Annotated in this window: 18 protein-coding genes; 12 read left to right on the top strand and 6 right to left on the bottom strand. The window is 48.5% G+C overall.

What is annotated here, in order from left to right; genetic code table 11:
• Nucleotides 1-14 precede the first annotated feature (14 nt).
• Nucleotides 15-878 carry a YicC/YloC family endoribonuclease gene (locus F3J26_RS20990; RefSeq protein WP_008457425.1) on the bottom strand — a complete coding sequence of 288 codons (864 nt, stop codon included), beginning with the start codon at nucleotides 876-878 and terminating at the stop codon, nucleotides 15-17.
• Between the two features lie 125 nt (nucleotides 879-1,003).
• On the opposite strand from F3J26_RS20990, the gene rph reads away from it, so the two are divergent.
• Both rph and pyrE read left to right on the top strand, forming a co-directional pair.
• Nucleotides 1,004-1,720 carry a ribonuclease PH gene (rph, locus tag F3J26_RS20985; protein ID WP_008457427.1) on the top strand — a complete coding sequence of 239 codons (717 nt, stop codon included), beginning with the start codon at nucleotides 1,004-1,006 and terminating at the stop codon, nucleotides 1,718-1,720.
• A gap of 65 nt (nucleotides 1,721-1,785) precedes the next feature.
• Nucleotides 1,786-2,427 carry an orotate phosphoribosyltransferase gene (pyrE, locus tag F3J26_RS20980; protein ID WP_008457428.1) on the top strand — a complete coding sequence of 214 codons (642 nt, stop codon included), beginning with the start codon at nucleotides 1,786-1,788 and terminating at the stop codon, nucleotides 2,425-2,427.
• Nucleotides 2,428-2,464: 37 nt separating this feature from the next.
• Here the strand turns inward: pyrE and slmA are convergent, their stop codons facing one another.
• The 3 genes from slmA to coaBC all read right to left on the bottom strand — a co-directional run bounded on the left by slmA (nucleotide 2,465) and on the right by coaBC (nucleotide 4,829).
• Nucleotides 2,465-3,061: a nucleoid occlusion factor SlmA gene (slmA, locus tag F3J26_RS20975; RefSeq protein WP_008457430.1), complete on the bottom strand. Its 597-nt coding sequence runs from the start codon at nucleotides 3,059-3,061 to the stop codon at nucleotides 2,465-2,467.
• 120 nt (nucleotides 3,062-3,181) lie between these two features.
• The gene (gene dut / locus F3J26_RS20970; RefSeq protein WP_034808728.1) at nucleotides 3,182-3,640 is read right to left on the bottom strand and encodes a dUTP diphosphatase; all 459 of its coding nucleotides are present in this window, start codon (nucleotides 3,638-3,640) and stop codon (nucleotides 3,182-3,184) included.
• Nucleotides 3,618-4,829 carry a bifunctional phosphopantothenoylcysteine decarboxylase/phosphopantothenate--cysteine ligase CoaBC gene (coaBC, locus tag F3J26_RS20965; protein ID WP_205246591.1) on the bottom strand — a complete coding sequence of 404 codons (1,212 nt, stop codon included), beginning with the start codon at nucleotides 4,827-4,829 and terminating at the stop codon, nucleotides 3,618-3,620. The genes dut and coaBC overlap by 23 nt, the downstream gene beginning before the upstream one ends.
• Nucleotides 4,830-4,994: 165 nt before the next feature.
• Here coaBC and radC point away from each other — a divergent pair, with 165 nt between their 5' ends.
• The 4 genes from radC (at nucleotide 4,995) to mutM (ending at nucleotide 7,189) form a co-directional block, all read left to right on the top strand.
• Nucleotides 4,995-5,672, top strand: coding sequence for a RadC family protein (gene radC / locus F3J26_RS20960; protein ID WP_166995798.1), 678 nt, complete (start codon nucleotides 4,995-4,997; stop codon nucleotides 5,670-5,672).
• Nucleotides 5,673-5,886: 214 nt separating this feature from the next.
• Nucleotides 5,887-6,123 carry a 50S ribosomal protein L28 gene (gene rpmB / locus F3J26_RS20955; protein WP_008457442.1) on the top strand — a complete coding sequence of 79 codons (237 nt, stop codon included), beginning with the start codon at nucleotides 5,887-5,889 and terminating at the stop codon, nucleotides 6,121-6,123.
• A gap of 20 nt (nucleotides 6,124-6,143) precedes the next feature.
• Nucleotides 6,144-6,311 carry a 50S ribosomal protein L33 gene (rpmG, locus tag F3J26_RS20950; RefSeq protein WP_002436700.1) on the top strand — a complete coding sequence of 56 codons (168 nt, stop codon included), beginning with the start codon at nucleotides 6,144-6,146 and terminating at the stop codon, nucleotides 6,309-6,311.
• A gap of 68 nt (nucleotides 6,312-6,379) precedes the next feature.
• On the top strand, nucleotides 6,380-7,189 hold the full coding sequence (gene mutM, locus F3J26_RS20945; protein WP_166995796.1) for a bifunctional DNA-formamidopyrimidine glycosylase/DNA-(apurinic or apyrimidinic site) lyase: 810 nt from the start codon (nucleotides 6,380-6,382) through the stop codon (nucleotides 7,187-7,189).
• On the opposite strand, the gene coaD is transcribed toward mutM, so the two are convergent.
• Nucleotides 7,190-7,669, bottom strand: coding sequence for a pantetheine-phosphate adenylyltransferase (gene coaD / locus F3J26_RS20940; protein WP_008457448.1), 480 nt, complete (start codon nucleotides 7,667-7,669; stop codon nucleotides 7,190-7,192).
• Between the two features lie 8 nt (nucleotides 7,670-7,677).
• A complete protein-coding gene (gene waaA, locus F3J26_RS20935) occupies nucleotides 7,678-8,955 on the bottom strand; it encodes a lipid IV(A) 3-deoxy-D-manno-octulosonic acid transferase (RefSeq protein WP_166879358.1) in 1,278 nt (425 codons plus the stop codon).
• A gap of 372 nt (nucleotides 8,956-9,327) precedes the next feature.
• On the opposite strand from waaA, the gene rfaQ reads away from it, so the two are divergent.
• From rfaQ to F3J26_RS20905, 6 genes are all read left to right on the top strand, one after another.
• Complete coding sequence (gene rfaQ / locus F3J26_RS20930; RefSeq protein ID WP_166995794.1) at nucleotides 9,328-10,395, top strand: lipopolysaccharide core heptosyltransferase RfaQ; 1,068 nt, start codon at nucleotides 9,328-9,330, stop codon at nucleotides 10,393-10,395.
• Complete coding sequence (locus F3J26_RS20925) at nucleotides 10,395-11,519, top strand: glycosyltransferase (protein WP_166995834.1); 1,125 nt, start codon at nucleotides 10,395-10,397, stop codon at nucleotides 11,517-11,519. The genes rfaQ and F3J26_RS20925 overlap by 1 nt, the downstream gene beginning before the upstream one ends.
• Nucleotides 11,512-12,309 (top strand): lipopolysaccharide core heptose(I) kinase RfaP, encoded by a 798-nt coding sequence (gene rfaP, locus F3J26_RS20920; RefSeq protein ID WP_166995792.1) that lies wholly within the window; start codon nucleotides 11,512-11,514, stop codon nucleotides 12,307-12,309. The genes F3J26_RS20925 and rfaP overlap by 8 nt, the downstream gene beginning before the upstream one ends.
• Nucleotides 12,310-12,374: 65 nt before the next feature.
• Nucleotides 12,375-13,385: a lipopolysaccharide 3-alpha-galactosyltransferase gene (gene waaO / locus F3J26_RS20915; protein WP_166995790.1), complete on the top strand. Its 1,011-nt coding sequence runs from the start codon at nucleotides 12,375-12,377 to the stop codon at nucleotides 13,383-13,385.
• 84 nt (nucleotides 13,386-13,469) lie between these two features.
• A complete protein-coding gene (locus F3J26_RS20910; RefSeq protein WP_166995788.1) occupies nucleotides 13,470-14,489 on the top strand; it encodes a glycosyltransferase family 8 protein in 1,020 nt (339 codons plus the stop codon).
• A 7-nt stretch (nucleotides 14,490-14,496) separates the two neighbouring features.
• On the top strand, nucleotides 14,497-15,639 hold the full coding sequence (locus tag F3J26_RS20905) for a lipopolysaccharide N-acetylglucosaminyltransferase (RefSeq protein WP_166995785.1): 1,143 nt from the start codon (nucleotides 14,497-14,499) through the stop codon (nucleotides 15,637-15,639).
• The last annotated feature ends 24 nt before the right edge of the window (nucleotides 15,640-15,663 follow it).

Raw genomic sequence — 15,663 nt, 5'->3', positions numbered from 1 at the left:
AGGCTTATGTCACGCTATTCGATATTCTGAATCTGTTCGCGCATCTGCTCGATCAGGACTTTCAGCTCGATAGCTGAATTGGTCACGTCGGCATTGATAGACTTGGAGGCCAGAGTATTCGACTCGCGGTTAAACTCCTGCATCATAAAGTCGAGGCGACGACCAACGGCTTCTTTCTTTTTCAGGATGTTGTAGGTCTCTTTGACGTGGGCTTCCAGACGGTCCAGCTCTTCCGCGACGTCAATGCGCTGTGCCATCAGCACCAGTTCTTGTTCAAGGCGGTTGTTCTCAAGCTGAACTTCGGCCTCTTCCAGCTTGTTAACCAGGCGCTCGCGCTGCCATTTCACTACTTCTGGCATTTGAGCACGGACTTTAACCACTTCGGCGCTGACGCCTTCCAGGCGTTGTTCAATCAGCCCTTTCAGGGCCTGACCTTCGGTTTCACGGGCAACAATAAAGTCGTCCAGGGCGCCATCAAGGGCGGAAAGGATTTCAGCGGTAATCGCATCAAGATCCTGCTCCTGAGCGGCCATCACGCCTGGCCAGCGTAGAATATCAACCGGGTTGATTTCACCTTCATCGCTTTGCATTTTGACCCAGTTAGCGGCCTCAACCAGCTGCTTAGCCAGCTTTTCATTAAGAATCAGCGATCCTTGTGAACGGGCATCGGGCTCAAAGCGCAGGTTGCACTCAATTTTTCCGCGGGTGAGGCGGTTGCGAATTCGCTCACGAGCAACAGGCTCAAGACTGCGGAACTGTTCCGGCATGCGGATATACGTTTCGAGATAGCGCTGGTTTACCGAGCGTAATTCCCAGGAGGCGGAGCCCCATTCACCTTTTACTTCACGCCGGGCGTAGGCGGTCATACTGCGGATCATAGTACGTACCCGTTTTCAGCTAATGTATGGGGGGATTATAGCCATCAGGGGTCTTGCAGGATAGGAATAAGCGCCTGAAGTCCGTATAATGCGCAGCCACATTCGTTTTAGCCGGAGAAAAGCCCATGCGTCCATCAGGTCGTAGCGCCGAACAAGTGCGCCCAGTTACCCTGACCCGTCATTACACTAAACACGCTGAAGGTTCCGTGCTTGTCGAGTTCGGTGATACCAAAGTGTTGTGCACCGCGACCCTTGAAGAAGGCGTGCCTCGCTTTCTGAAAGGCCAGGGTCAGGGCTGGATCACCGCTGAATACGGCATGCTGCCGCGTGCAACCCATAGCCGTAATGCCCGTGAAGCGGCAAAAGGCAAACAAGGTGGCCGTACTCTCGAGATTCAACGTCTCATCGCCCGTTCACTACGCGCAGCGGTGGACCTAAAAGCATTGGGTGAATTCACCATCACCCTGGACTGCGACGTTCTGCAGGCCGACGGCGGCACTCGCACCGCGTCCATCACCGGTGCCTGTGTAGCGCTGGCCGATGCGTTAAACGGTCTGGTCGCTTCTGGCAAACTGAAAACTAATCCTATGAAAGGGATGGTTGCGGCGGTTTCCGTTGGTATCGTCAACGGTGAAGCTCTCTGCGATCTGGAATATGTCGAAGACTCGGCAGCCGAAACCGACATGAATGTTGTCATGATGGAAGACGGGCGCATGATTGAGGTGCAGGGTACTGCGGAAGGTGAGCCGTTCTCCCACGAAGAGTTACTGGCGCTACTGGCGTTGGCTCGAGGGGGCATTGATTCCATCATCGCGTCGCAGAAGGCGGCGTTAGAAAATTAATTTTTTAAAAGCGACTGAGAAGTCGCTTTTTTTATGTCCGTGTCACAATGCTAAGGAGCAAATCCATGAAACCGTATCAGCGCCAGTTTATTGAGTTTGCGCTTAACAAACAGGTACTCAAGTTTGGCGAATTCACGCTGAAATCCGGGCGCACTAGCCCCTATTTCTTCAACGCCGGGCTGTTTAATACCGGGCGCGATCTGGCGTTATTAGGGCGTTTCTATGCTGCCGCTCTGATGGACTCCGGCATCGATTTTGATCTGCTCTTTGGCCCGGCTTATAAAGGTATTCCTATCGCGACAACGACCGCGGTGGCACTGGCTGAGCATCACGAGCGCGATGTGCCTTACTGCTTTAACCGCAAAGAAGCGAAAGATCATGGCGAAGGCGGTAATTTGGTGGGCAGTGCGCTTCAGGGCCGCGTTATGCTGGTGGACGACGTGATAACGGCTGGGACCGCTATTCGTGAGTCAATGGAGATCATTGCCGCGAACGGTGCGAGCCTTGCCGGGGTGCTTATTTCTCTCGACCGACAGGAGCGTGGCCGTGCGGATATCTCCGCCATTCAGGAAGTTGAGCGCGACTATCAGTGCAAAGTCATTTCGATCATTACGCTCAAAGACCTGATTTCTTACCTGGAAGAGAAGCCAGAAATGGCGGACAAGCTGGCTGCAGTGCGTAAATATCGCGAAGAGTTCGGCGTCTAAGTCGGAAAATAAATAAGGGCCTTCCGGCCCTTATTGACTAGTAAAGCTGAGCAGCAATGAGCGGCCAGCGGGTATCAAAATCATCCGTAGGCAGATAGCGGAAATCACTTCTCACAAATCGTGACAGCATTCCTTCACAGAAAGCCAGTAGCTGGCTCGCCAGCAAGGATTCATCGGTGCTAAACCCTTCGCCTTCGCGCATTTTCTTTTCACGCATAACCTGGCGCAGCTGAACCTCAATGCGTTCAAAAAGCTGGTTGATGCGATCCTGCAGGCGATCTTGCTCAAACATCAGCGCGTGCCCGGTGAGGATACGCGTCAGACCAGGGTTCCGTTCACCAAAACCCAACACCAAAAGTACGATCAACCGCAGGCGGGCCAGCGTGTCTTTTTCATCTTTTAGAATCAGGTTAATGCGGGTAATCAGGCTGTCTTCGATAAACTCAATCAGGCTATCGAACATTTTCATTTTGCTGGGGAAATGCCGATAAAGTGCGGCTTCGGATACGCCAACGGTTGCCGCTAGTTTAGCGGTCGTAATGCGTTGGCTGCCGTCGCTGGATTCGAGCATTTGAGCCAGAGACTGAAGTATTTCCTCGCGACGATTCCTTTTCGCGGTCTGTTTTTCTGCCATGTTCTAAAATACCCCTGAAAAATACCTTGTCAGGCAAGCACCGAACCGCGTCCACAAACGCTTGGTTTGCGGTCTGTTTTAACGTTATCTACGCGGTAGGGTTACGTTGATAAAACGGTATTACTGGCGGCCTGAATGACCAAATCCGCCTTCGCCACGGTCGCTGGCGTCAAAATCTTCAACCAGGTTAAATTCGGCCTGCACAACAGGTACAAAGACCATCTGCGCAATGCGTTCGCCGGGCTGAATGGTGAAGCTGTCCTGGCCGCGGTTCCAGACAGAAACCATCAGCTGGCCTTGATAATCGGAGTCAATCAGCCCCACCAGGTTACCCAGCACAACACCGTGTTTGTGGCCCAGGCCGGAACGAGGCAGGATGACCGCTGCCAGAGAGGCGTCAGCAATGTGAATAGCCAGGCCGGTTGGCAGCAGCGTTGTTGCACCAGGTGCAAGTTCTACGGCGTCATCCAGGCAAGCGCGCAGGTCAAGACCGGCAGAGCCGGAGGTGGCGTAAGTTGGTAACGGGAATTGCTGACCAACTCGCGGGTCCAGAATTTTAACGTCGATTTTTTTCATCATAGCGGGTAACGATCTCGTCCAGTAAAAGGTGGCCAAGGAGTGCTTTACGCTCAAGCGGTAAGACTTTGTCTCCCTCCTGCCAGAAAAGGTGCAATGCGTTATTATCGCTATTAAACCCTTGATTATTCTGAGATACGTCATTAGCGCAGATCAGATCCAGGTTTTTAGCGGCACGTTTTTTCCGGGCGTATTCTTCCACATTATTTGTTTCGGCGGCAAACCCTACTACATAGGGACGTCCTTCAGAAAGCGCCGCAACACCCGCAACAACATCCGGGTTTTTGACCATTTTTAGCGTAATTTCATCGCCTTGCTTTTTAATTTTCTCGTCAGCAACCACGGCTGCTCGATAGTCGGCAACGGCGGCACAGCCAATGAATATATGCTGCCCGGTGACGCGTTTTTGGACCACTTCATTCATTTCCAGCGCCGTAGTGACGTCAATGCGGTTGACCCATGCCGGAGTAGGCAGATTTACCGGGCCTGAAATCAGGGTTACGTTTGCCCCGCGAGCTGCCGCTGCGGCGGCTATAGAAAACCCCATCTTTCCTGAGCTGTCGTTAGTAATGTATCTGACGGGATCCAGGCGTTCGCGCGTTGGGCCGGCGGTAATCATGACGTTCAGATGTTGCAGATCTTTGACTACGGAGAAATGTTCAACGGCCATATCAACCAGCGTTAGCGGATCTAACATTCGGCCTGGTCCAGTATCGCCGCAGGCCTGGCTTCCGCTATCCGGGCCCCAAATCAGGAGACCACGAGCGCTTAGCACGTCCAAATTATGTTGAGTGGCGGCCGCGCGGAACATTTGTTGGTTCATTGCCGGAACAACGGCAACCGGTGCGGCGGTTGCCAGGCAAATAGTGCTGACCAGGTCGTTTGCCATGCCTGCAGTCACGCGCGCAATCAGGTCTGCTGTCGCAGGTGCGAGTATCACTAAATCTGCCCATTTGCCGAGTTCGATGTGGCCCATGGCGGCTTCTGCTGCGGGGTCTAGCAAACTGTCGGACACAGGATAACCGGACACTGCTTGCAAACTTAGTGGCGTGATGAAGGCCTTCGCCGCCTCGGTCATTACCACTCGTACATCCGCTCCGCGATCGCGCAGACGACGAACCAGCTCAGGTGTTTTATAGGCAGCAATACCGCCGCTCACACCAAGAACAATTTTCTTGCCGGAAAGTCCCATCATGATTTTTATCCGTTGGAAGTCACAGTCGAATGGCCATTTTATCACAATCCCTGACAGGCGACTTTTTGCAGTTTGCGAGGCACTACGCAAGACCAAAACCCGCTCATCGCCTGATAATAAAAAAGGCCGCATCATGAGAGTGTTAAGAGAGGGAGAGGTGCGATGGACAGGGATAATGAGATTGAAAACGCGTATTTACCCAGGGAAAAGCTGCTGCAATTCGGTGTGGGTGCTCTCACCGATACTGAGCTGCTTGCGCTCTTTTTACGTACGGGCCATCAGGGAATGCACGTTTTGGTTTTTGCCAATATGCTGCTGCGTGAGTTTGGTTCCCTGTACCGCTTGTTGTCGGCAGATTATTCCCATTTCAAGGGCGTGAAGGGGATTGGTGAAGCGAAATACACTCAACTAAACGCGATTGCCGAGCTGGCGAGGCGTTATTACTCGTCTCAGGGTATCAAAGAACTCTCATTGCTTACGCCTGGAAAGGTGCGGGAGTATGTGCAGAGTCAGTTGACGACCGAGCAGCGTGAAATCTTTATGGTGCTATTTTTGAATAATCAGCATCAGGTTATTAAATGTGAGCGGTTGTTTGCCGGAACGCTAAGTCACGTTGAAGTTCACCCGAGAGAAATTGTCCGTGAAGCGATGAAATGCAACGCCGGTGCCATTATACTGGCGCACAACCACCCGTCAGGTAAGGCCGAACCCAGTAAAGCAGACCGGGCTATTACGGAACGCATCGTGAAAGTTTGCCTGTTTATGGAAATTCGAGTGCTTGATCATCTGGTTATTGGTCACGGAGAATACGTTTCTTTCGCTGAACGAGGGTGGATTTAAGCCATCAGGCGCGATCCATTGGGATCTTTGTCTGTTCGGGACTTGAGCACATGCCTCACACAGCGTATACTACGCCACCTTTGAGAATCTCGGGTTTGGCATTATGCGCCTGGCACTGTGGTTCACATTGAACCGCCAGGGACCAGGCTTGCAGCCTGACGAGGCGCCTAACCCTATACGAAGCTCGAGCTAATTTGATTTTTGGAGAATAGACATGTCCCGAGTCTGCCAAGTTACTGGCAAGCGTCCGGCGACCGGTAATAACCGTTCCCACGCACTGAACGCGACTAAACGCCGTTTCCTGCCGAACCTGCACTCTCACCGTTTCTGGGTTGAGAGCGAGAAGCGTTTTGTCACCCTGCGTGTATCTGCTAAAGGTATGCGTGTAATCGATAAGAAAGGCATCGATACAGTTCTGTCCGAACTGCGTGCCCGTGGCGAAAAGTACTAAGTACTTAGAGGAAATAAATCATGGCTAAAGGTATTCGTGAGAAAATCAAGCTGGTTTCTTCTGCTGGTACTGGTCACTTCTATACCACCACGAAGAACAAACGTACTAAGCCGGAAAAACTGGAACTGAAAAAGTTCGATCCAGTTGTCCGTCAGCACGTTGTATACAAAGAAGCCAAAATTAAATAATTCTGGTAACTTTGTTGAAGAAACCCGGCTCAGGCCGGGTTTTTTTATGCCTGCTTCCCGGAGGAGAGATGCCTGAATTACCAGAGGTAGAAACCAGTCGTCGCGGTATTGAGCCGCACCTGGTGGGTGAAACCATCCTGTATGCCGTTGTGCGCAATGCTCGACTGCGCTGGCCGGTTTCTGATGAAATACATGCTCTGAGCGATAAGCCGGTGTTGAGCGTACAGCGGCGGGCGAAGTATTTGCTGCTGGAGCTACCGGATGGCTGGATCATCATTCATCTGGGAATGTCCGGCAGCCTGAGGATCCTCGCGGAAGAACTTCCTGCGGAAAAGCACGATCATGTCGATCTGATCATGAGTAACGGCAAAGTTCTGCGCTATACCGATCCCCGCCGCTTTGGCGCCTGGCTGTGGGTCAAAGAGCTGGAAGGGAGCAATGTATTGTCTCACCTTGGTCCGGAGCCTTTGAGCGACACATTCAGTGCAGAATACCTGCGCGAAAAATCGGCCAAAAAGAAAACGGCTATCAAGCCCTGGCTAATGGATAACAAACTGGTTGTTGGGGTGGGGAATATCTATGCCAGCGAATCCTTGTTCGCAGCGGGGATCCATCCCGACCGTAGCGCGCAGTCGCTATCAAAAAAAGAGTCTGAAACTCTGGTCGCAGCTATCAAAGCTGTATTGCAACGCTCAATAGAACAAGGTGGAACCACTTTAAAAGACTTCCTTCAGTCCGATGGCAAACCCGGCTATTTTGCTCAGGAGCTGCAGGTATATGGCCGGGAAGGAGAGCCTTGCAGGGTATGCGGTACGCCGATTTCCGCTGCTAAGCACGCCCAGCGTAGCACTTACTATTGTCGCCGCTGTCAGCGATAGCTATTTAAGCCTTTCGATAAGCGCTTTACAGACATGCTCTGGCAGGAAGTGGGCGACATCTCCGTGATGGCGCGCCACTTCTTTGACAAGGGAAGAAGAGACAAACGACCACTCTTTAGATGGCATCAGGAACACGCTTTCCAGTTCAGGCATGAGATGGCGGTTCATGTGGGCCAGCTGCATTTCATATTCAAAATCAGCCGCGGTACGCAACCCACGCACCAGCACGTTCGCCTGCTGGTTACGTGCAAAGCTTGCCATTAAATCGCTGAAACCGAGAACCTGAACGTTGGGTAAATGCGCAAGTGCCTGCTGCGCCAGCGCAACGCGTTCATCCAGGGTGAACAAGGCATTCTTGCTGGGGCTTGCTGCAATCGCAAGGATCACCTGGTCAAACATACTGGCTGCACGGGTAACGATATCAATATGGCCGTTGGTGATGGGATCGAAAGTCCCCGGATAGATTGCCCGCTTTTGCATATCTGACCTTAGTGTGTTTTAGGGGGGAGATAAGGTTCCAGTAGCTGTAACAGGCGCTGCAATGCACCCTGGTTCTGGTAAAGCACTTCCACAGCATGGCGCCCGTAGAAGTTACGATAATCCTCATCTGTGAGCAAAGACGCAATCTCTTTTACTAATGACTGCTCGTCCGTCACGGTGATTAGGCCATCTGCCTGCGACAGGCGCGCGCAGATATCTTTGAAGTTAAAGGTATGTGGACCCATTAACACTGGAATAGCGTGTGCGGCTGGTTCGAGGGGATTATGGCCACCACGCTCAACTAACGAGCCGCCAACAAAAGCCAGATCGGCAATCCCGTACAGTAACATTAACTCACCCATAGTATCGCCAATGACGACCTGCGTACTGGAAGACGGTACCTCTCCAGAAGAGCGAGTTATGTAGCTTAATCCAGCATTTCTGACCAGATTGATGGCATCCGGGAAGCGTTCCGGGTGGCGTGGTACAAGGATCAGCAGTAAGTTAGGAAACTGCTTTAAAAGCGACTGATGAGCTTGCACGACGATGCTTTCTTCGCCTTCGTGCGTGCTGGTAGCTATCCAGACCGGGCGGTGCGGCGCCCACTGCCGGCGCAGCGTCACGGCTCGAGCGGCCAGCTGTGGTGTCACCGAAATATCAAACTTAAGGCTACCGGTAACCGTCAATTGGCTCCGTTTTGCACCTAGTGAGATGAAGCGTTCACCATCTTCTTCGTTCTGTGCGGCGATAAGCGTAATGCGCTGCAGCAGCGTTCTGACAAAGTCACCAAGTTTTGCGTAGCCCTTTGCCGAGCGTGCGGAAAGCCTGGCATTGGCAATCACTAATGGGATATAGCGTTTGTGCAGCGCGGCTATCAGGTTTGGCCAAAGTTCGGTTTCCATAATAAGCACCAGCTTTGGATCGACTTTATCCAGGAAGCGGTTGAGCGCACACGGCAAATCGTAAGGCAGATAGACGTGCTGGACGTCTTCTCCGAAAGCGGACATGACCCTTTCTGAGCCGGTTGGTGTCATTGTCGTGACGGTAATCGGCAATTCTGGATAGCGGTGGCGAAGCGCGCGAACCAGAGGTATGGCGGCCAGAGTTTCCCCAACGGAAACCGAATGCAACATAATACCACCTGGCTTGAGCGGCTTTTTATAGAAACCGTAGCGCTCGCCAATGCGTTTGCGGTATGCAGGAGCTTTACGACCGCGCACCCATAATCGCAGCCAGATGAGTGGCTGTATGAGGTAAAGCAGTACGGTGTAAAGCAATTGGAGCATAGGACACGGCTGGCATTATGAATGTGCTGGGGATTCTATGTATTTAACCTGAGCTTTGCCATTACTTTTGCGGAAATTGGGCGAAAACCAGGTTGATGGCGTGCATCAAAGGTATGTATTGCCAGGCAATGGTTGGATTGAGCAGTTGTGCAAAAGTCAAAAGTGAATGGTCTTTGAGTTTAAGGAAAATAAATTATTTTAATTCATATATTTATCAATGAATTGTCTTGGCTTGCGTATCCTTCGGAATGGGAGCGATAAGTGGTACACTACACGTAAAAATGAACACGTTGTCAGTGAACAGGTAGCTGTGGAGCCTGGGGCGGTAGCGTGTTTTTTATTTTTCGGTATTGCTGATATTAAGAGCTGACGGTGAATACGACATTTAAAAGAATTTTAGTGATTAAAATGCGCTTTCACGGCGACATGTTGCTGACAACGCCTGTGATCAGTACCCTTAAGCGCAACTATCCTGAAGCAAAAATAGATGTCCTGCAGTATCAGGATACCCTTCCCATTCTTTCTGGAAATCCAGAAATAAATGCGCGCTACGGTATAAGCAACAAAGGCGTTAAAACAGGAAAGAAAATCAGTAATTTTCTTTCCTTGATTCGCCGCTTGCGGAGCAATCATTATGACCTGATTGTTAATCTGACCGATCAGCGGAGCGTGGCATGGATGGTTCGCTGCCTTGGGCCGGCAGTAAAAATTTCCCAGGATTACGCTCACCGGCAGTCTTCATTCTGGAAAAAAAGCTTCACTCACGTTGCCCCTGTCGTTGGTAAGCATGTCGTTGAAGCTAGCCTCTCAGTGCTCTCTCCTTTAGGAATTACGGATTTTTTTACAGAAACAACGCTGTACTACACTGAGGCCGATTGGCAAAAGATCCGTGAAGTGCTTGATGCTGAAAGCGTTGCTGACAAGTATGTTGTCATTCAGCCCACGGCCCGACAGCTCTTTAAGTGTTGGGACAACGATAAGTTTTCTCAGATCATTGATTACTTGCAGGATGAAGGATTCCCGGTTGTATTGACCTCTGGACCGGGTCGGGACGATCTCGCCTGCGTTAATGAGATAGCTCAAGGATGCAAAATAATGCCCGTTGTGGCGCTTGCCGGCAAAACAACCTTCCCGGAGTTGGGCGCTTTAATCGATCATGCAGCATTGTTTATTGGGGTGGACTCAGCGCCTGGGCATATTGCTGCGGCGGTAAAAACGCCTGTCATTAGCCTGTTTGGTGCAACGGACCATGTTTACTGGCGTCCATGGACAGAGCAAATTACGCAATTCTGGGCAGGTAACTATCAATCTATGCCGTCCCGTGCTCAACTCGACCGCAATAAAAAATATATGTCGGTGATCCCTGCTGAGGATGTGATTACCGCCATTTCTAAAATGCTTCCTGCCGCTGCGGCGCTATCACCAAGAGACGAAGCATGATGACAGTTGCTTTTTGTCTGTATAAATATTTTCCCTTTGGCGGCCTGCAGCGCGATTTTATGCGTATTGCCGGGGCTGTTGCATCGCGTGGGCATAACGTCCGGGTTTATGTGCAGTCCTGGCAGGGCGAGAAACCTGATGCCTTTGATATCGTCATCGTTCCTGTGCGGTCAAAAACGAACCACGGTCGTAATGCTGAATATTATCAATGGGTGAAGGCTCATCTGAGTCAGCATCCGGTAGACCGCGTAGTGGGTTTTAATAAAATGCCGGGTCTCGATGTTTATTATGCAGCAGACGTTTGTTACGCCGAAAAAGTAGCACAAGAGAAAGGTTTCTTTTATCGCCTGACCGCCCGATATCGGCATTATTCACAGTTTGAAAAAGCCACATTCGAGCAAGGAAAATCAACCAAGTTGCTGATGCTGACTGATAAGCAAATTGCTGATTTTGAAAAACACTATGGTACGGAATCTTCGCGTTTTCTGATCCTGCCTCCAGGTATTTACCCCGATCGTCGATTCGACAACCATCCGCAGGGTAGCCGGGAGCGTTACAGAGAAAAAAACGGCATTGGTGTGAATGACTACCTCGTTTTGCAGGTAGGCTCCGATTTCTCGCGTAAAGGCGTTGATCGCTCTATTGAAGCGTTGGCTGCTTTGCCTGAGGCCATCCGTAGTCGAACCACTTTGTTTGTTGTCGGGCAGGATAAACCCGGGCGGTTTAAGACATTAGCGCAGAAACGTGGCGTAGAGAGCCGGGTTAGTTTCTTCTCCGGAAGAGATGACGTCTCTGAACTGATGATGGCTGCGGATGTTTTGATTCATCCTGCCTACCAGGAAGCTGCCGGTATTGTCTTGCTTGAGGCGATAGCTGCCGGATTGCCAATCCTTGTGACGGAAGTTTGCGGCTATGCACATTATATTGCAGACGCTGAGTGTGGGGTTGTTATCAAAGAACCGTTTAGCCAGACATCGCTTAATGCGGCTTTATCTGACGTTCTGGGTAATGCAGAGCAGCGCCTGAGCTGGGCGAGTCACGCTCGTCATTATGCCTCAACCCAGGATATTTATAGCCTGGCCGAAAAGGCAGCAGATATCATTGTGGGAGAGCCGCATGGTTGAGTTAAAAGAACCTTTTACCTCTCTTTGGAAAGGAAAGGACGTTTTTGCTGAAGTCAGAAAACTTCAGGGGGAAATTTTCCGCGAACTGGAAACACGCCGCACGCTACGTTTCGAGGCCGCAGGAAAAAGCTATTTCTTAAAATGGCACCAGGGAACGTCTATCAACGAAGTGATAAAAAATCTTATTTCGCTGCGAATGCCGGTTTTAGGGGCCGATCGCGAGTGGAAGGCGATTCACCGGCTGAAAACTCTGGATGTCGACACGATGCAGGGCGTTGGTTTTGGTGAAAAGGGGTTAAACCCAATCAACAAAACGTCGTTCATCATTACTGAAGATTTAACGCCTACGATCAGTCTCGAAGATTACTGTGCTGATTGGGCGACGAATCCACCTGACGTAAAAATCAAGCGGATGCTGATTGAGCGTGTAGCCACAATGGTACGTAAAATGCACGGTGGTGGCGTAAATCATCGGGATTGTTATATTTGCCATTTCTTATTGCATCTCCCCTTTTCTGGTCGGGAAAGCGAACTGAAGGTTTCGGTGATTGACCTGCATCGTGCGCAGATTCGAACAAAAGTTCCTCGACGCTGGCGGGATAAAGATCTCATTGGACTCTATTTTTCATCGATGAACATTGGGCTGACACAGCGTGATATTTGGCGCTTTATGATGACGTATTCTAATCAGCCACTTAGAGGTGTGCTAGAAACGGAACATGCATTGCTGGCTAAAGCAGAAGATAAAGCGGAAAAAATCAAAGAACGAACGATTAGAAAATCGTTGTAGTAGCCTGTAAGGGGCATCATTGCCGGTTACAGTCGTCTATTCATCTTAGTCGGATAAGAATCAACATGTCTCAATTCAGTGATGAAGATATCATCCTCTCTGTTTTCGATTTTAACTACCAGGAAAAGAAAGCTGCCAATGTTCTCAATATAGCATTTGGTATTGATAAGAATTTCCTTTTCGGCTGTGGCGTTGCTATCTCCTCAGTCTTGTTGAGTAATGCATCTGCATCTTTTGAGTTTCATGTGTTCACTGATTCATTCAGTGAAGCCGATAAGGCTCGATTCGAAGCATTAGCTAAACAATATAAAACACATATTAATATCTATGTCATTAACTGTGAGAAGCTAAAATCATTACCGAGTACAAAAAACTGGAGTTACGCGACATACTTCCGTTTTATTATTGCAGATTATCTGTATCACAAAGTTGATAAACTTCTTTATCTGGATGCGGATATCGCCTGCAAAGGAAGTATTCAGCCGTTAGTTGATTATGTTTTTGCAGAGAACGAAATTGCCGCTGTGGTTGTGGAAAGGGACATTGAGTGGTGGTCGAACCGGGCTGCAACACTTTCAACACCGGAGTTAGTGTCTGGTTACTTCAATGCGGGTTTTTTGCTTATAAACATCAATGAATGGAATATCAACAATATTTCTTATAAAGCAATCGAGATGCTGCGGGATCCTCAGTGGGCAGAAAAAATCACTCACCTTGACCAGGATGTGCTGAATGTCTTGCTGGTAGGGAAAGTTAAATTCATTGAAGGGAAATATAACACTCGTTTCAGTATTAATTATGAGCTTAAAGACAACGTAGTGAATCCTGTCAATGATGAAACTGTTTTTATTCATTATGTCGGTCCGACAAAACCGTGGCATGACTGGGGCACTTATCCCGTCTCTCAGAGCTTCTTAACGGCGAAAGAGGCTTCACCCTGGCGTAATGTCGAACTTCTAAAGCCAATTAATAGTCACCAATATCGATACTCTGCAAAACATAAGTTCAATCAAAAGCTTTATCTGCAGGGGCTGTCGAACTACTTTAACTATTATGTGGCTAAATTTAAAGAATAGTTGTGCTCGCGACAGTATTGCTGGCATGGGATATTATGAAAATAATCATGCTACACGACTAATGGTGATGGAAGGTAATTGACATTGAACTTTAAACAAATCACACAATTTAACGAAATCATTGTTCTGGATCGGCGCCTTGTAAAGTGTGATGATCGGGAAACATTCAATATTTCATGGGGTATCGATAAAAATTATCAGATAGGTGCCGCGATATCGATTGCTTCCATTCTTGAGAATAATAAAAAGAGTGATATTGATTTTACCTTTCATATTATCGCTGATTACTTAGATAATGAGTATGTTGAGCTTTTAACACAGTTAGCCGAGCAATATAAGACGGTTATAAAAATCTATCACATTGATTCTGCCCCGCTAAGGTCTTTGCCGAAAACAAACATTTGGCCAGTATCAATATACTATCGCTTGCTTTCTTTTGATTATTTCTCTGAGCGTCTTGATAGTCTTTTATATCTGGATGCCGATGTTATATGTAAAGGCTCATTGCAATCTTTAGCTTCTTTAGAATTTAATGAAGAGTACGGCGCGGTGGTTATTGATGTTGACACTATGCAAAAGAAAAGTGCTGTGCGTCTACAAAATCCAGAATTCGAAGGGAATTACTTCAATTCTGGTGTAATGTACATAAACTTAAACCAATGGCTAAAATCAAGCTTAACGGAAAGGTTTTTCAACTTACTCTCAGATGAGAGTGTGGTTGGAAAATTAAAGTATCCGGACCAGGATATTCTTAATATTATATTCCTTCATCACGCAAGAGTATTGCCCCGGGAATACAATACCATCTACTCTCTAAAATCTGAGTTTGAGAATAAAAACAGTAAATATTACAGTGAGTTCATTAAGGAAAGCACGGTGTTTATACATTATACGGGCGTGACAAAACCCTGGCATGACTGGGCTAATTATCCGTCAGCACAGTTTTTCCGTAACGTTTATGATGTTTCCCCGTGGCAGAATATACCTTATCAAAGTGCAGTTAAAAAGCATGAGTATAGAGAGAAATATAAACATTTGCTTTATCAAGGCAAAGTTTTTGGTGGCCTCTGCGCTGCGATTAAATATAATTTAATGCAGGGTTGAAAATTATATGACTGATAAAATTATATTTACTGTCACACCTATATTTTCTATTCCTCCGCGCGGTGCCGCTGCAGTTGAAACGTGGATGTACCAGGTCGCACAGAGAACGTCTATTCCCAATCGCTTGGTATGCATTAAAAATGAAGGGTATACAGATTTTACCCCTGTAAACGATAACTGTAGTATACATCGCATTGGATTCAGCCGCATTTATAAGCGTATCTTCCAGAAGTGGACTCGCCTTGATCCACTGCCGTATTCGCAGCGAATACTGAATATTGCGAAAGATTTTCATATTACGGATGACAGCATTGTCGTTGTGCATAACAGCATGAAGCTTTATCGGCAAATCAGACAACGTGCTCCTCAGCAGAAAATCGTCATCCATATGCATAATGCGTTCGAACCCAAAGGGTTGGACCAGGATGTAAAAATGATTGTGCCGAGCAATTTCTTAAGAGATTTTTATCAGAATCTTTTGCCGAAAGCCGATATTAAAGTGGTTGCTAATGGCATCGATTTGGATGTTTATCAATCTGCTTATACCCCTGTTTCTAAAGCAGATCTGGGCATTTCTGAGAATGATAAAGTCCTCTTCTATGCGGGGCGTATTGTTCCGGATAAGGGGATTTTATTGCTCATGCAGGCGTTTGAAAAGTTGGCCAGAGAACATGACGATATGAAACTCGTAGTGGTTGGCGATCACCTGGAGGTGAACAAAGCGGATAATGGCGCTTATCAGCGTGAGGTCAGAGAGATTGCCGAGCGTTTGCAGGGGCGATGTATTATGTTAGGAAGCATAGCGCCGGAAAATATGCACCGTTACTATCCTCTGGCTGACCTGGTTGTCATTCCTTCTCAGTTTCAGGAACCATTTTGCATGGTGGCTATTGAGGCAATGGGGGCAGGCAAGCCGGTATTGGTCAGCACCCGTGGCGGCATGGTTGAATTCGTCAGGGAAAAAGAGACAGGTTTTCATCTGCGAGAGCCCATGACTGCAGACTCTATTGCTCAAGATATTATGAGCACACTGCAAAGTCCGGATATAAATGACATGGCAAAATGTGGGCAACACTTTGTTTATAATCATTTTAGTTGGGCCGGAGTCACTCAGAGATTTGAAGACGTGATTAATAATTGGTTTCACTAACTAAAATTTCTCTTACATACTTGC

The organism is Enterobacter sp. Ap-867 (assembly GCF_011752855.1).
In the GTDB taxonomy this organism is placed as follows: domain Bacteria; phylum Pseudomonadota; class Gammaproteobacteria; order Enterobacterales; family Enterobacteriaceae; genus Cedecea.
The sequence above is the reverse complement of the archived record's forward strand: the minus strand, read 5'-3'. Positions and strand labels throughout refer to the sequence as shown.

Bases quoted from the DNA above. Each gene is read 5' to 3' on its own strand.
- pyrE (WP_008457428.1), top strand. From the start codon at position 1,786: ATGAAACCGTATCAGCGCCAGTTTATTGAGTTTGCGCTTAACAAACAG.
- coaD (WP_008457448.1), bottom strand. From the start codon at position 7,669: ATGCAAAAGCGGGCAATCTATCCGGGGACTTTCGATCCCATCACCAAC.
- rfaP (WP_166995792.1), top strand. From the start codon at position 11,512: ATGGTTGAGTTAAAAGAACCTTTTACCTCTCTTTGGAAAGGAAAGGAC.
- mutM (WP_166995796.1), top strand. From the start codon at position 6,380: ATGCCTGAATTACCAGAGGTAGAAACCAGTCGTCGCGGTATTGAGCCG.
- waaO (WP_166995790.1), top strand. From the start codon at position 12,375: ATGTCTCAATTCAGTGATGAAGATATCATCCTCTCTGTTTTCGATTTT.
- rpmB (WP_008457442.1), top strand. From the start codon at position 5,887: ATGTCCCGAGTCTGCCAAGTTACTGGCAAGCGTCCGGCGACCGGTAAT.
- slmA (WP_008457430.1), bottom strand. From the start codon at position 3,061: ATGGCAGAAAAACAGACCGCGAAAAGGAATCGTCGCGAGGAAATACTT.
- F3J26_RS20990 (WP_008457425.1), bottom strand. From the start codon at position 878: ATGATCCGCAGTATGACCGCCTACGCCCGGCGTGAAGTAAAAGGTGAA.
- rph (WP_008457427.1), top strand. From the start codon at position 1,004: ATGCGTCCATCAGGTCGTAGCGCCGAACAAGTGCGCCCAGTTACCCTG.
- dut (WP_034808728.1), bottom strand. From the start codon at position 3,640: ATGATGAAAAAAATCGACGTTAAAATTCTGGACCCGCGAGTTGGTCAG.
- waaA (WP_166879358.1), bottom strand. From the start codon at position 8,955: ATGCTCCAATTGCTTTACACCGTACTGCTTTACCTCATACAGCCACTC.
- F3J26_RS20925 (WP_166995834.1), top strand. From the start codon at position 10,395: ATGACAGTTGCTTTTTGTCTGTATAAATATTTTCCCTTTGGCGGCCTG.
- rpmG (WP_002436700.1), top strand. From the start codon at position 6,144: ATGGCTAAAGGTATTCGTGAGAAAATCAAGCTGGTTTCTTCTGCTGGT.
- coaBC (WP_205246591.1), bottom strand. From the start codon at position 4,829: ATGGGACTTTCCGGCAAGAAAATTGTTCTTGGTGTGAGCGGCGGTATT.
- radC (WP_166995798.1), top strand. From the start codon at position 4,995: ATGGACAGGGATAATGAGATTGAAAACGCGTATTTACCCAGGGAAAAG.
- F3J26_RS20905 (WP_166995785.1), top strand. From the start codon at position 14,497: ATGACTGATAAAATTATATTTACTGTCACACCTATATTTTCTATTCCT.